The sequence below is a fragment of the Chromobacterium sphagni genome (assembly GCF_001855575.1).
Taxonomy (GTDB): domain Bacteria; phylum Pseudomonadota; class Gammaproteobacteria; order Burkholderiales; family Chromobacteriaceae; genus Chromobacterium; species Chromobacterium sphagni.
Genome location: NZ_MKCS01000001.1, coordinates 3,270,297 through 3,287,262, shown reverse-complemented (window position 1 = coordinate 3,287,262; position 16,966 = coordinate 3,270,297). Strand labels below are relative to the sequence as shown.

General features: G+C 69.0%; 1 protein-coding gene. It reads right to left on the bottom strand.

What is annotated here, in order from left to right:
* Window positions 1-31 precede the first annotated feature (31 nt).
* Window positions 32-16,900, bottom strand: coding sequence for an SDR family NAD(P)-dependent oxidoreductase (locus tag BI347_RS23305; RefSeq protein ID WP_139167227.1), 16,869 nt, complete (start codon window positions 16,898-16,900; stop codon window positions 32-34).
* Between the last annotated feature and the right edge of the window lie 66 nt (window positions 16,901-16,966).

Sequence of the window (16,966 nt, the reverse complement as noted above, 5' to 3'; positions counted from 1 at the left end):
CGTAGGCGGCCCGGACCCGGACCTGCCATCTTCAGCTTCCCACCTCCTCCGACAACGCCTGCGTCAACATAGGTTTCCCGACCGGATCCACGCCGTACAGTCGACCGCACACGTCTCGGATCAGGCTGAAGGATTTTGCATCCGACAATAATGAAAAATGATCAACCGCGCCGCTGATGTGCAGATTGAGACGCGGCAGGCGCCGCCGCCACATTTCCGGACAGTTTCTGTCCTGGAAATAGCGGTTCGCCCATTCGACCATCGGCCCGCTGAAGCCATGCGGATCGAAATACACCTCCGCCCGGCTGCGCTGGACGTAATGGCACACCACCTCGTCTGGCTGCGCCAGATCCTCCAGCAAATGCGCCATCGCCGCATTTTCATTGGCCTCGGCGACCCTGCAGTAGCGCTCGATGACGTCAGACAGCTCATTCGCCGCATATCTCAGGCCTTTTCGCAAGCCGGCGCGGACCAGGACCGGCAACACCTCCTCGAGCTCGACTTGATCCAGCTCCATGGCCGCGATATCGGAAAAATCGCCGGCGCCATTCATCATCAGCAAATTGGCGTAGACCATCGCGTAGCGCAGCTTCCTGGTGTCGGCGTCGTTCTTGATCGGTTCCCCGCCGTACAGATAAGGCGTGTCGAGCATGACGATGCTGCCGACCTGATGGTCGGCCAGTTGCAGCCGGCGGGCGACCTCATAGGCGATCAGACCGCCTTCCGAATATCCGCCAAGCTGGAATGGCACCCCGGCGTCCGGTCTGGCGGCCAGCAACAGATCGGCGTAGTACTGCGCCATCTCGCCCATATCGCTGATCGGCTGCTGATTGTCCCTGATGCCTCTGGACTGCACGCCGTAAAACGGCAGATTCCTGCCCAGGCTTTGCGACAAGCCGATATAGGCCTGAACCGTCCCCATCGAGCCATGGAACCAGAAGGCCGGTGCCAGGCTGCCTCTGGATTGCAGCACTTCCAGCTCTTTCGGCTTCTTGCCCTTCTTCGGAGCCTGCCGCGCCTTTTGTCCACCCTCGACGACCCGCTCCGCCAGCATGGCGGCAAATTGCCCGATCGAGGCGCAGTTCAAGACATCGTCCAGGCTCAGATGGATGGAATATTGCGTTTCAAGCGCGTCTATCATCCTCATCAACAGCAGCGAATCGATTCCCAGATCGGCAATCGACGCCGCCGGGTCGATACTCCGCGCATCCTGCCTGGAATACGCAGCAATGACTTCGATGAACGCCGAATCGCCCCCGTGGCCGGCCGCCACCGGCTCCTCCGGCAGCGAGCGCCGCCCGAACGGATAGGTCGGCAGCCCCGCCAACCGCCGCCGCCCCCCGCCGTCATCCGGCTCCGCCAGCTCGCCGCCCGCCACCCAGCGCGCCGCGCGTGCGCGCAAATCCTCGCCCTCACCAGCCGCCGCCCCGGGCCTACCCGTCGCGAACACGCCGCCGGCCGACAGATCCTCGTCCGCCCCCGCCGCCAGATACCGCGCCAGCGCCGCCGACGCCGCTTCACGGCTCGACGCCACCACCGCCAGCCGGCACGCCATCGCTTCCCGTCCGGTACGCAGCGCCCGCGCCACGTCTGCCAGACCGGACCCCGGTTCCCTTTGCAGATAGCCGCGCAATTTCTCCGCGTAGCGCCTGAGCACCGCCTCTTCCCGCGCCGACAGCACCAGCAGCGCTTCGCCATCCCGCTCCGCCGCCGCTTCCGGCTCCCCTTCGCCCAGCAGCACCAGCACATTGGTGCCGCTCATGCCGGTCGCGCCGACCAGCCCGTGCCGGCACCGCCCTTCCCAGGGTTGCGCCGCCGGCTCGATGCGCAGCGGACCGTTCGCCGCGTCGATATACGCGTTGGCCTGCCGGTAGTTGGCGGTCCCCGGCATCCGCCTGTGCTTCAGCGCCAGGCACATCCCGATCAGACTGACCACGCCGGAGGCCGCGAAGGTATGACCGATCAGCGGCTTGATCGAGCCCAGCACGCAATGGCCGCCCTGCAGCGCCTCGCCCAACGCCTGCGCTTCTATCGGGTCGCCCATCGGCGACCCCACGCTATGGCCCAGCACATAGCCCACCTGGCCGGCGTCTATGCCGCCCCGCCGCAACACGTCGACGATCAGCTGCCGTTGCGCCAGGCCGCTGGGCGCGGTGATGCCGTTGGTCCGGCCGTCGTAGTTCATCCCGCTCGCCCGAATCACCCCGTAGATCGCGTCACCGTCCCCCCGCGCCTGCGACTCCCGCTTCAACACCACCGCCGCCACCGCCTCACCCGGCACCAGACCGTTGGCCCGCTCGTCGAAGGCATAGCACTCCCCGTCGCTCGACAGCATCCCGCTCTGGCTCAGCGCCAGATAGGTCAGCGGCGAGTTCAGCACGTTCACCCCGCCAGCCAGCGCCATCCCGCATTCGCCCCGCAGCACGCTCTGGCACGCGCTGTGCACCGCCGCCAAACCCGACGAGCACGCCGTGTTCAACGCCAGATTCGGCCCCTTCAGATCCAGAACATACGAGATCCGCGCCGCCAGAATGCCGTTGTGGTGGCTGGTCGCCAGTCCTGACGCTTCCGGCTGCGCCGCGCTTTCCTCCACCCCGATGTACACCCCGCAGTCGCTGCCCCGCAGCCGCGCGCCGGTGTAGCCGGCGTCCTCGAACGCCCGCCACGCTTCTTGCAGCATCAGCCGCTGCCGCGGGTCCATCCATTGCGCTTCCCGCGGCGAGATCTCGAAGAACAGCGAGTCGAACGCGTCCAGCTCCGCCAGGAAGGCGCCCCGGTTGCTGGCGATGCGATTGTCCGCCGCCCCGGCTCCGCCGTAGTACGGCCGCCAGTCCCACCGCTCCGCCGGCACTTCCGCTATCTGCTTGCGCCCTTCCAGCAGCAGACGCCACAGCTCGTCCGCGTCTTCGGCGCCCGCCGTGCGCACCGATAGTCCGATGATGGCCACCCCGTCCCCCGCCTCCGCTGCAGCCGTCGCGACAGGCGCCGCCGGCTCGACCATCTCAACCGGCTCGACCCGCTCCTCCGCCACCGCGTAGCGCGCGCTCAGCGCCGCCCGCTGCGTCTCGGCCAAATGCTGGCTCAGCCGGGCCGGCGTGCTGTAGTTGAAGAACACGCTGGGCGCCACGTCGAAGCCGAAGTGCGCGCTCAACTGCCGGCTCAGCTGCGCCAGACCAATCGAGTCGAAGCCCAGGTCGGCGAAGTTGCTGTCGGCCCGCTGCCGCTCCAGCGGCAGTTTCAGAATCGCCGCGATCCGCCCCTGCACATCGGCCAGCACTTGCGGACCCAGCTCGCCCGCCGCCGGACGCGCCGCCTCGACGCCGTAGCGACGGTTCAGCATCGCACGCAGCCGCTGCGGCTCGCCGGCCAGCACCAGCCGCTGCCCCTGGCCTCCGTGCAACGCACGCTCCCACGCCTGCAGCCCTTCCGCCTGTTCCAGGTAGCGCTGCCCGCTGCTGCGCAGATAGTGTTCTATCGCTTCGCTGCCCACCGCCCCCATGCCGCCAGCCCGCCACAGCGGCCAGCACAGCGCCACCGTCCGACCCTGCCGCCGCCCCGCCGTCCGTTGCGCTTCGCGGTAGTCGGCGTAAGCCATCAGGAAGCGGTTGGCGCTGGCGTAGTCGCAGCCGCCGCCATCGCCCAGCGCCGCCGCCGACGAGGAGAAGTAGCAGACGAAGTCCAGCGCCAGACCGGCGCTGCTTTCGTCCAGCGCCCGCGTCCCGTCCAGCTTGGCCCGCAGCACCTCGGCGAAACCGTCGGCGTCCTGTTCCAGCAGCGAGCGAGTCGATTCCAGGCCGGCCGCGTGCACGATGCCGTGCACCCCGCCCCAGCGCCCGACCACGTCGGCGATCACCCGCTCGACCTGCTCGCGCTCGGCCACGTCGGCCTGGTAGTAGACCGCCTCGCTGGCCCCCTGCGCCCGCAGCCGCGCCAGCCGCGCTTCCATCCCGGCATCGGCCGGCCGCCGACCCAGCAGCGCGATCCGCCCCTGGCAGCGTTGCGCCAGGTGGCCGGCGAACAGCTCGCCCAGGCCGCCGCCGCCGCCGCTGATCAGATACACCCCGCGGCTGCGCAGCGGCGACAGCGCCGGCGCGGCTTCCGCCGCCAACGGCCGCCAAGCCAGCCGCTGGCGCTCGCCGCCCTGATAGCGCGTCACGCCCGGACGGCCCCACTCGGCGGCGATCTGCTCCACGCTCAAGCCGCCGGCGTCGCCGAACAGCACGCCCACGTCCAGTTGCGGCAGTGTCAGGCCCAACGAGCGTTCGAAGCCGATCTGCGACAGGTCGTGGCAGCTGCCCAGCGCTCCGGCCTCCAGCCTGCCGCTGAGCTGCAGATAGCGCAGCGGCAGGCTGGCGCCGACCGCGGCGCGCAGCACCGCGCGCAGCGCCGGCAGCCGCGGCTGGCCTTCCGCCCAGCGGTACAGCACGCCATAGCCGCCGGCGGCGGCGCCGTCGGCCTTCAGCAGCGCGAACAGCGCGTCGAAGGCGGCTTCATCGCAGCCGGCCGCCTGGTAGCGTTGCGGCCCCAGCCGGCACGTCGCGTCGCCGCTGCGGATCTGCAGCAGCGGCCGCCGCAGCCGCTGCGCCAGCTGGGCGCTCTCGGCGTCGTCGTCGCAGAAGTGCAGCAGCGTCAATCGTTCGACGTCGACCGCCGGGCCGGCCGCGGCGGCCTGCCAATACTCTTCGCCCTCCAGTAGGGCGGCGGGCTGCGCCGGGGCCGGGGCCGGGGCCGGCGGCGTCGCCGCGGCCGCGCCCAGCTCGGGCAGCCAGTAGCGCTCGCGGGCGAACGGATAGGTGGGCAGGCTGATGCGCCGGGGCGGCCGCGCGCCGTACAGTCGCGACCAGTCTATTTCCAGCCCGGCGACCCACAGCTCCAGCAATTTGCCCAGCTTCTTCCTGGCTACCCACTTGTCTATAGTTTCATCGAACTCGTCGTCCCGCGCCAACGCGCCCAGCATGCTCTTGCCGCTGCGGGCCTGGCCGAGGAAAAGCCGCCCGGCGTCGCCCCCGCCGACAAAGGCCTGCAAGCCTGCCTCGATTTCGCCGATAGAGCCGGCGACCATCGCGAGGCGGTCCTCCATCGCCTCGCGCCCCAGCTGAAGCGTGTAGGCGATGTCTGCCAGGTCCGCGTCGTCGTACCGCCCGCCGCGCAAGGCGTCCAGCAGCTGCTGCGCCCGCGTCCGCAACTCCGCCTCGGTCCGCGCCGACAGCACGATGGCCGCCGGCCCGGCAATCGCCGGCCACGACCGGCGGTCGACATATTCCTCGACGATCACATGCGCGTTGGCCCCGCCGGCGCCGAAGGACGAGATGCCGGCGATTCGCGGATACTCCCGCTCGACGCCGTCCACCGTCAGCAACGGACGCTTCCACTCCTGCAGCTCGCGCTGCACGAAGAACGGACTGCCCGCGAAGTCGATGTGCGGGTTCAGCGTGTCGGCATGCAGGCTGGGCGCCAGCTGGCCGTGCCGCATCTGCAGCAGCACCTTGGTCAGCCCGGCGATCCCCGCCGCGCTTTCGCCGTGGCCGATATTGGATTTCACCGAGCCCAGCGCGCAGAACTGGGTGTCCGCCGTCTGCGCCTGGAAGGCCTGGCTCAGCCCCGCCACCTCTATCGGGTCGCCCAGCTCGGTGCCGGTGCCGTGCGCCTCGACATAGCTGATCGCCCGCGCGTCTATGCCGGCCTTGGCGATCGCGTCGGCTATCAACTGGCGATGCGCGCCCGGATTGGGCACCGTGTAGCCGTGGGTCTTGCCGCCGTGGTTGATGCTGCTGCTGAGAATGGTGGCGTAAACATGGTCGCCATCCGCCTCGGCCTGATCCAAGCGCTTCAGCAATACCGTGCCCACGCCCTCGGCCGGAACCATGCCGTCGCCGCCGCCGAAACTGCGGCAACGCCCCTGCGGCGACAGCATCCGCGCCATGCACAGCATCACGTAGTTGCTGGAGTGCAGATAGAGGTTGACCCCGCCGGCGATGGCCAGTTCGCACTCGTCCCGCCTCAGGTGCTCGCACGCTTCGTGTATCGCCGTCAGCGACGACGAGCACATGGTGTCTATCGGCAGGCTGGGACCGTTCAGGTTGAGGAAGTAGGACACCCGGTTGGCCACCGAGCTGAACGAGGTGTGCGGAAACACCGCCACGCCCTGGCGCCACAGCTCGGGACCATGCAGCTCGAAGCCGGTCTTGGTGACGCCGGCGAACACGCCGACCCGGCCGCCGTGAACCCGCGCCAGCCGCTCCCGCGTGTAGCCGGCGTCTTCCAGCACCTCCCAGCAACTTTGCAGGAACAACCGCTCTTGCGGGTCCATGCCGTCGGCTTCCGCCGGCGAGATGTTGAAGAACAGCGGGTCGAATTCGGCGAAGCCGTCGACGAAGCCGCCCCATTTGCTGTAGCTCTTGCCGCTGGCCACCGCCTGCTCGGGGTCGGCGCAGTAGAAGCCGTCCAGCGCCCAGCGCTCGGCCGGGATTTCGCTGATGCAGTCGCGGCCCGACTGCAGATTGTCCCAATACTGTTCCAGCGTCCGCGCCTGCGGGTAGCGCCCGCTCAGACCGATAATGGCGATTTTCCGATTCGCGCTCGCCGCGCCCGTTTCACCGACGGCTTCCATCGGGCGCGGTCGGGAGAAACGACTGGTGCCGCGCAGCCGCGGCTGCCGGGACGGCACTCTCTCTCGCGCGGCCAGAGCGGTGTCCACCGCGGCGACGGCGGAAACCTGGTCCAGGCCGGTCAGGCGCCGCAAGGCCTGCTGCCTGGTCTTCAACAGATACTCGACCAGGCCAGCGATGGTCTGGTGCTCGAAGAACACCGTGCTGTCGATATCGGGGATGGACTGCCTGAGGGCGTCGGTCAACTGCACGACCAGGATCGAGTCTATCCCGTAGCGCTCCAGCGGTTCGTCCAGGTCTATCAATTCCACCGCCATTCTCAGCGTCTTGCCGACCAGGCCCCGTATCAAGGCCTCGCTTTTCTCCCGCAGCGTCCCCTGGTCGGCCGGCATCGCCACCGCCGCCCGCGCCGGGTTTTCCGACCTGGCGGCCGGCGCCGCGCGTTCCCGCCGCGCCGGCGGTGTCGCCGGCTGCGGAACGGCAGCGGCGGATGGCTGACGCACGCGGATGACGCCGTCGCTCTCGGCGACGATGATCTGCTGTCCCAGCGCCTGGGCCCCGGCGGCCGGGAAATTCACTCGGCGGAAGCCCTCCTCCTCCAGCACCCGCGACCAGTTGCCGGCGCTCAGCGCCGGAGAGCCCTCGATGCGCAGCGCCTCGTCCTCGTAACGCCACCACCCTTCCAGCAAACCGAAGGTCAGATGCGCGAACAGGCTGTTGCCGGTGACTTCATTGAGCAGCAGCACGCCGTTGCGCTTGAGCGCCGCCTTGGCATTGCGCAGGGTCTGGCGGATGCTTCTGGTCGCATGCAGCACATTGGCTGCGATCACCACATCGTAGCCGCCGATATCGATGGACTGCTCCCCCGGCCCGCGCTCCACGTCGAACAGGCGGCAATCCAGATAAGGCGCCCGTTCCGCGTAGCGCTGCTGCGCATGCAAGAGGAAAGCCTTGGACATATCGGTGTAGCAATACGTCTCGATATGCTGCCTGAGGCTCCACAGCCTGTCGAAGACCCCCGCGCTGGTGCCGCCGGTGCCGGCGCCTATCTCCAGAATGCGGATGCGCGCCGACGGATCGCGCTGGACGCGCGCGCCCACGTATCCGGCCAGTTGCTCGGCCAGCACGGCATTGAAATAGTCCGCCGCGCCATTGTTCTTGTAGATATCCTCGACCAGGCTCATCGAGGCATTCGGGAACATCACCTCGGTGGCGGGTATCTCTCCGCGCAATATCCGCGGCAAGGCTCGCACCGTCGCCTCCACCAGGCGGGCCTGGGCTTGCAGATGCGGATTGGCCAGCCAGGCGGTCTTGTCGCCGTCCCAACGCTCCCAGGCCCGCTGGCAGACTTCGCCGTCATCCACCGCCAGCCCTCTGGCGTCCAGCGCTCTCAGGCTTTCCCGCAGCCAGCGCCGATGCCAGGCTGGCGTCTGCGGCGCCGCCGGCAAGTTCGCCGCGCGCAGCTGGCAGGCCAGCAACTCGCCCAGCCGGCGGTCCAGCCGCTCAAACGATGCCGCGGACTCGCGGTCGCCGTCCGTCGCGGGAACCTCCGCCGCCTTTTCCTGCATCGCGCCGATCAGCGACGGCAGCGCCGGCGGCAGTTCGCGCAAGGACGGCGTCGACACCGACATCCAGGACTGCGCCTGCTCGCGCGTCGCCTTCACCAGACCAAGCTGATTGAATGGGCCGCTCAGCAGCGCTTCCAGGGTGCGCATCGCGTCATCGGCCTCGATCGCGCAGATGCCGGCATGCGCCATGCGGTTCCGGTATGACTGCGGGACGGCGCCGGCCGCGCCGACATCGCCCCACCAGCCCCAGTTGACGACCTTGACCGCGCAGCGCCGCTCTTGCCCCAGCTGATAGGCGTAGGCGTCCTTGAACACGCAGCCGGCGGCGTAGCCGCTCTTGCCGGCATCCCGGGAAAACGCGTTCAGTCCGGAGAAGAACAGGATGAAGTCCAACGGCTCATGCTCGAACGCCTGCGCCAGGCGCACGCAGATGTCGGTCTTGGCACTGAGCACTTCGGCGAAGCGTTCTATCGACGTCTTGCTCAGGCTTTCGTCGAAGATGCCCACCGCCGAGTGCACCACGCCGTGAATCCGCGGGTGGCTGGACTTCATCCGGTCCAAGGCTTGGCGCAGCGCCTGCGCGCTGGTCGCGTCCGCGCTGAAATATTCCGGCGTCGGCCCCCATTGCCCAAGCCGACGGCGCTTGGACTCTATCGCCTCGTCCAGCGGCCGGCGACCGACCCACAACAACTGCGCGTGGTAGCGGCGCACCAGGTATTCGCTGAATACCTCGCCGATTCCGCCGGCCCCGCCTATCACCACATAGACGCCGCCTTCGCGGAACTGCCCGTCCTCGCCGTCGGCCGCGACCTCGCAAGGCAATAGCGAATGCCGCAGCCACTCGCCCTCTCGATGCGCGTAGCTGTCGCCTGGCTGGTCGAGCGGCAATTCCAGCGCCTCGGCCCAGGCGGCGACCTCGCCTCCGTCGTCCAGATCGGCCAGACGGACTTGCCATTGCGGAAACTCCTTGGCCAGCGCGCCCACCAGCCCGTGGACGCTGGCATGGGCAGGCTGGATCCGCTCTCCGGCCAGAACCGGCAAGGCCTTGAAGGTAATCGCGGTGAAACGTAGCGCCGAGCCGGCATAGCCAAGCGCCAACAAAGCCTTGATCAGCCGCAGGCAGCTCAACACGCCGGTCTGCTGATCCAGGATCAGACTCTCGTCGCCGATGCCCACGTCGCGGCCAGGCGGCGCGACCCAGACTATGCTGGCGATCTTGCCCGCAGCCTCCAGCCCCGCCCCGATCCGCGCGACGTCGTCGCCGTGTCCGCCCTGCAGCGCGCGCGCCTGCGGATGCAAGCGGGCAAGCGCGTCCGGTTCGCCGCCGAAAACCCACACCTGTTCGCCTACGACCTGCCGGGGCTGGGGCGCCGGCATCGCTTCCCATGCCGACGCCAGCCTCACCTCGTACTCGCCGCCGTCCTCCGCCATGTCCGCCGGCATGGCCACGCCCTCCATCACTCTAGAGCATACGCCGCGCATGCCGGCGCACACCCGTCCCTGCTCATCGATCAGATCGATGTCGAACTGCTTCACCCGCGCGCTGCTGTCGGCATTGAGGCGAATCCAGGCCCACATGTCGGCAGCGCACGCGTCGAACACCTCGACCTCCTTGACGGAGAACAGCAGGGCCGCCGCCGACGCCTGCCCCGTCATCAGGCAGGCGCAGCCCTGCAGTGCGCCATCCAGCACCGACGGATGCAGCACATAACGGCCGGCCCCCCCGTGCAACGATGCCGGCAGGCGGAGCTGGACCAACGCCTGGTCCTGCCCCAGGAAAACCTGCGACACGGTCTGGAAGGCCGCGCCGTATCCGATGCCGGCCGATTTGAACACCTCGTAGCAGTCGGCGCCGTCCACCACGGCCGACACGCATTGGCTCCGCAACGACGCCAGGTCCAGCGATGGCTGCTCGCCCGGCTCGATCAAGGCGGCACGGCCGCGGCAGTGCGTCGCCTCCCCGCCGTCCGCGGCCTCGCTGAATATCTCGAACGCCGCTTCGCCGTCGTCCAGTTCCTCCAGCTCCAGGTGGATTGGCGCGGCGGCATCCTGCACGCCAAACGGCTGCAGCCATACCACGTCCCGCAGCAACACCCCGGCCCGCTCCTCCATCGCGATGCCGTAAGACGCTTGCAGCGCCGCGCGCGCCATTTCCAGATAGGCGGCGCCCGGCAATATCCGTCGACCCTGCACCACATGATCCGTCAGGAAGAACTCCGCTCCGCTGAAGCTGGAGGCAAAGCGCTGGGCATAAAAATCGGAAGCGTTTCGTTGCAGCAGCGGATGCAGCGACGCGCCAGACGGCTCCGCGCCGCCATTCTCGCCCAGCCCGGCCAGCCAGTAGCTGTCCCGCTTGAACGGGTAGCCCGGCAAGGAGATCCGCGCCGGCAGACCTTGCGGATACAGCCGACCCCAGTCCAGCGCCAGCCCTTTCACCCACAGCTCCAGCAAGCGGTCATACTTCTTCTTGCCCATCCAGGCCTCAAGCGCGAGGCTCAGGTCCTCATCCTCGGCGAATACCGCCAACCCGTCCTTGCCGCGCCTCACCTCGCCCTGCCAGCGACCCTCCACTTCCGCATCGCCGCGCAGATGCGCTTCCAGCTTGCCCGCCAGCTCGCCGATGCCGTCCACCAGCAGCGCCAGCCGATGCTCCATCGCCTCCCGACCCAGCTGCAGCGTCGCCGCCACCGACGCCAGATCGCCCTCGCCCCAGCCCCCTATCGCCGCCAGCAACTGCTGCGCCCGCGTCCGCAACTCCGCCTCGGTCCGCGCCGACAGCACGATGGCCGCCGGCCCGGCAATCGCCGGCCACGACCGGCGGTCGACATATTCCTCGACGATCACATGCGCGTTGGCCCCGCCGGCGCCGAAGGACGAGATGCCGGCGATTCGCGGATACTCCCGCTCGACGCCGTCCACCGTCAGCAACGGACGCTTCCACTCCTGCAGCTCGCGCTGCACGAAGAACGGACTGCCCGCGAAGTCGATGTGCGGGTTCAGCGTGTCGGCATGCAGGCTGGGCGCCAGCTGGCCGTGCCGCATCTGCAGCAGCACCTTGGTCAGCCCGGCGATCCCCGCCGCGCTTTCGCCGTGGCCGATATTGGATTTCACCGAGCCCAGCGCGCAGAACTGGGTGTCCGCCGTCTGCGCCTGGAAGGCCTGGCTCAGCCCCGCCACCTCTATCGGGTCGCCCAGCTCGGTGCCGGTGCCGTGCGCCTCGACATAGCTGATCGCCCGCGCGTCTATGCCGGCCTTGGCGATCGCGTCGGCTATCAACTGGCGCTGCGCGCCCGGATTGGGCACCGTGTAGCCGTGGGTCTTGCCGCCGTGGTTGATGCCGCTGCTTTTGATCACCCCGTGAATCCGATCGCCGTCCGCCTCGGCCCGCGCCAGCGGCTTCAGCAGCACCGCGCCGACGCCTTCGCCGGGCACGAAACCGTTGCCGCCGGCGCCGAAGCTGCGGCACTGCCCGTCCCGCGACAGCATCCGCGCCATGCACAGCATCACGTAGTTGCTGGAGTGCAGATAGAGGTTGACCCCGCCGGCGATGGCCAGTTCGCACTCGTCCCGCCTCAGGTGCTCGCACGCTTCGTGTATCGCCGTCAGCGACGACGAGCACATGGTGTCTATCGGCAGGCTGGGACCGTTCAGGTTGAGGAAGTAGGACACCCGGTTGGCCACCGAGCTGAACGAGGTGTGCGGAAACACCGCCGTCCCCTGCCGCCACAGCGCGGGACCGTACAGGTCGAAACCGGTCTTGGTGATGCCAGCGAACACGCCGACCCGGCCGTCGTGGACCCGCGCCAGCCGCTCCCGCGTGTAGCCGGCGTCTTCCAGCACGTCCCAGCAGCTTTGCAGGAACAACCGCTCTTGCGGGTCCATGCCTTCGGCTTCCGCCGGCGAGATGTTGAAGAACAGCGGGTCGAATTCGGCGAAGCCGTCGACGAAGCCGCCCCATTTGCTGTAGCTCTTGCCGTTGGCCACCGCCTGCTCGGGGTCGGCGCAGTAGAAGCTGTCCAGCGCCCAGCGCTCGACCGGGATTTCGCTGATGCAGTCGCGGCCCGACTGCAGATTGTCCCAATACTGCTCCAGCGTCCGCGCCTGCGGGTAGCGCCCGCTCAGGCCGATGATGGCGATCGCCGCGCCGCCGTCCGGCCGTGTCGGTGTCGGCGCCGGCATCGCTTCGCGCCGCATCGGCGCCGTCGGACCCGCGGCCGGTTGCGCGGCCGTCTCGCCGCCGCTCCAGCGCAGGCAGGCTTCCGGCCGCTGCGCGCTCAGATAGGCCGCCAGCGCGCCCAGCGTGCGGTATTCGAACCACAGGGTCTTGGACAGGCCGCCGAAGATCGACTCCAGTTCGCGGTTGAGCCGGGTGATCAACACCGAGTCGATGCCGTAGCATTCCAGCGCTTCGTTGGCGTCCAGCCTGTCCACCGCCACCTGGGTCACGCCGGCGAACAGCTTCTTCAACTGCCGCAGCGTCCGCGCCTGCAGCGCCGCCGGCTCGGTATGGCGCTCGGGCGCGGGCTCGGCCGGCCGACTCAGCGCGCCGTCGCCGCTCAGCACCACCAGCCGCGCGTGTTCGTGCTGCGCCAGCGCGCGGTAGAAGGCGTCCAGCCCCGGCCGGGTCGCCAGCGGCGTCAGCCCGGCGGCGGCCAGTGCCGCTTCTCCGGCCGCGTCCAGCCGCATGCCGCCTTCCGCCCACAGCGGCCAGCACAGCGAGACCGTGCGGCCTTGCCGCGCCCCAGCCGCCACCTGGGCCGCCCGCCGTTCGGCATAGGCGTCCATGAAGGCGTTGGCGCTGGCGTAATCCCCTTGTCCCACATTGCCGAACACGCCGGCGATCGAGGAGAAGACGGCGAAGAAGTCCAGCGGCTGCACCGCGGTCGCCCGATCCAGATGGACCAGACCGGCCACCTTGGGCGCCAGCACCGCGCGCAGATCGTCCACCCGCTTGTTCAGCAGGAAGCCGTCCCGCAGCACGCCGGCGGCGTGCAGGACGCCGTTCAGCCGGCCATGCCGCGCCAGCAGGCCCTGCACGCAGGCTTGCACCGCCGCGCCGTCGGCGACGTCCAGCGCCTGGTACGCCACCCGCGCGCCCAGCGCCGCCACTTGCCGCCGCCGCCCGTCGTCCAGCGCCGAACGGCCGGTCAGGATCACCGTGGCGTCCTGGAGCTGGGCGAGAATCTCGCGGGCGAACAGCAGGCCCAGACCGCCCAGACCCCCGGTGATCAGATAGACGCCGCCTTCGCGCCACGGCAACGACGGCTCGCCGACGGCGGCCAGCGGCCGCAGCGTCGCCGCCCGGCAGCCGTCGCGACCATGGCGGAGCTCGCGCTGCGCCGGCCGCTCGGCGCCGGCTTGCAGCGCCTCGGCCAGCGCGCCGGCGTCCGCCGCCGGATCGACGCGAATCAGCTGGGTCTGCAGGCCCGGATGCTCCAGGCTGGCGCTGTTGAGCAGACCGGACAGACCCTGGCGCAGCCAGCCGTCTTCGCCGTCGTCCGCCAACACCACCTGCAGCAGCGCGCCGTCCTCCAGGCCGGACCGCAGCAGGTCCTGCACCTGCCGGAACACATGTTCCAGGCTGGCGCCGAAGCGCTCGGCCGCGTCGTTCCCGCCGTCGGCCAGCGTCTCGCAGTGCAACGCCTGGCCCGCCGCGTCCCGCGCCGGCGCCCGCCCGGCGCAGGCGGCGTCGAGCAGGACCCGGCGCTGGCCGAAACGCCGCGCCGCGCCGGCCGCCGCCGCTTCCCAGCCGCGCGCCAGCAGGCTAACCGTCGATGCGCGCTCTTTCGATGCGCTCTCTTCGCTCTCCGCCGCCGCCGCGACCCAGTAGCGTTCGCGCGCGAACGGGTAGGTCGGCAGACTCAGCCGGGGCGGCCGGCCGCCGACCGGCGTCGGCCAGCCGGCCACAGCGCCCCGCACCCAGTCTTGCGCCAGCCGCTGCGGCTCGGCGTCCACCTCGGCCGCCCGCGCCGCGGCGCCCGGCTTCGCCTCGCCGACCGCCAGTTGCGCCACCTCGCGGCCGGCGGCGAAATCGGCCAGCGCGTCGGCGATCTGTTCGCGCGAATGGCCGACGAAAGCCAGCCGGTGGCGCAGCGCGGCGCGCCCGCTTTGCAGCGTGTGGGCCAGCGTGGCCAGATCGACTGCCGGCTGCGCGCGCAGCCAGTCGGCCAGCCGGCCGGCATAGGCCCGCAGCTGTTCGCCGGTCTTGGCCGACAGCACGATCAGCGCCGAGCCGGCCACGCTGCGCCAGGGCGGCGGCGGCGGCGCCTCTTCCAGCACCAGGTGGGCGTTGGTGCCGCTGAAGCCGAAGGAACTGACCGCCGCCCGCCGCGGCCGACCCGCCGGCGCCGGCCATGGCGACAGCTCGGTGTTGACGTAGAAGGGGCTGCTCTCGAAATCGATATGCTGGTTCTGCACGCCGTAATTCAACAAGCCGGGCAGCATGCGGTGTTTCATCGCCAGCAGCACCTTGATGACGCCGGTCACGCCGGCGGCGGTGACGGTATGGCCGACATTGGTCTTGACGGAGCCTATCGCGCAGTACTGGCGTTTGTCGGTGTAATGCCGGAAGGCCTCGGTCAGCGCTTCCACCTCGATCGGGTCGCCCAGCTTGGTGCCGGTGCCGTGCGCCTCGACATACTGGATATCGGCCGGATCGATGCCGAAACGATCGTAAACCTCCATCTGCAGTTGCTGCTGCGCGGCGGCGCTGGGCGCGGTGATGCCGTTGGTGGCCCCGTCCTGGTTGATTCCGCTGCCTACGATCACGCCGTGGATAGGGTCCCGATCGGCCAGGGCGTCGGCCAGCCGCTTCATGACCAGCACGGCCACCGCCTCGCCGGACACCATGCCGTTGGCGCGATCGTCGAAAGTGAAGCAGCGTCCGTCGGTCGACAGCATCTGCGCCCGGCTGGCGGCCGCGCCGAAATGGGGCGTGGTCTGGATGAAGGCCCCGCCGGCCAGCATCAGGTCGGTCTCGTCGTTCCACAAGCTCTGGCAGGCCAGATGGATGGCGACCAGCGAGCTGGAGCAGGCGGTGTCTATCGCCACCGCCGGTCCCTTCAAATTGAGAAAATACGCGATTCTGGCCGGCAGGATGGAGCCGGCGGTTCCCCAGAAGGAATGTCCGGCCTTGTCGTTGCGGATATGGCTGGCGTATTTGCCGTCCACCACGCCGGCGATCACGCCGGTCCGGCTGCCGTCCAGCTTGTCGTTCATCAGGCCCGCGTCCTCCAACGCCCGCCAGCTCTCCTCCAGGAACAGGCGCTGCTGCGGATCCATATGCTGCGCCTCCACGCCGGAGATGCTGAAAAACAGCGGATCGAAGCAGTCGATATCGTCCAGGTAGCTGCCCCACTCGTTGAAGCTTGCCTCGGATGCCTGCGGAAGATTCAGCGAGGCGAACAGCGCCCTCCTGCCGGGCGGCAGTTGGCGGATCAGGCTTTGCCCCTCCGCAATGCAGCGCCAGAAATCGTCGACGCTGTCGACCGAGCCGAAGCGCCCGGACATGCCGACTATCGCGATTGGCGACAGCGGCTCCACCGTCGCGCCACGCCTGGCTGCCGGACGCGGCGCCTGCCGCTCGACGCGAGGCCGGCTCGCGGTCTTGACGCCCGGCACCGTGATCACCACCTTGCCGATATTGCGGCGATTCTCCAGATACTGATAGGCCTCGGCCAGCTGGCCGAAGTCGAAGGTCTCGCCTATCACCACCTCGACCACGCCCCGCTCCACCAGGGAGAACAGCTCCTGTCCCAGGCTTGCCGCATACTCGGGCATGTCCAGCAACAGCTTGCGCAAGTCCAGGCTGTGGAAGCTCTGATTATTGGACATCCTGCTCAAGTCGATGCTGCGCGCCGACTTCAAGCCCGTCATCGCGATTTCGACATAGCGCCCCCTGGGGCAGAGGCAGTTGATTCCCTTCTGTATGTTTTCCCCGGCCAGCGTGTTCAGAACGGCGTCCACCCCCTTGCCGCCGGTGATCGCCAGCACCTCGGCCTCAAAATCGTGCTCGCGGTAGTTGATGACATGGGCGGCGCCCATGTCCGACAGATAGCGCAGCTTTTCCGCGGAACTGGCGGTTGCGATCACCGTGGCGCCGGCATGCAGCGCCAGTTGCACCGCCACCAGCCCCGTGCCGCCGGTGGCGCTCTGGATCAGCACCGTTTCGCCCTTGGCCACCCGCATGCGCCGGAACGCCTCGACCACCGTCAGGCCGACCGTCAGAAACGACGCCGCCTGCTCGAAAGTCAGGTAGTCCGGCTTGAGCACCAGTTGCGACTCGTCCGCGACGATCAGGCTGGACTGAATGCCGAGACTGGGGCTGGCGCTGACGATGACCTCGTCCCCGACCTCGAAGCGCGTCACATCGCCGCCCACCGCCCTCACCACCCCGGATGCCTCGAATCCCGGCGTGAACGGGTAGGACGGCATGGTCGGATACAGGCCTTTGACGCACAGCAGATCGCCGAAATTGAGCGAGAAGGCGATCGTGTCGACATGCACCCAGCGGCCTTCGGGCGGCTCGACCATCTCGTCGACGATCCTGATGTCGTCGATCGAGCCCGGCCCCTCCAGCACAACCTTGCGGCAAGGGCTGCCCGCCGTCGCCGAGAGCGCGGACTCTCCGGCGTCCATCAAGCGCCCATATTCCGCTTTCAGTTCCATTTCCGAAATCCGGCCGGCCTGGTATTGCTGCAAAAGTGACACGATCTGTTTTTTCACACCGCTATCTCCGCATGGATGGACAAGAACCGATTCTTCGCGCCGCCGCCGGACGAATCGCCGCCC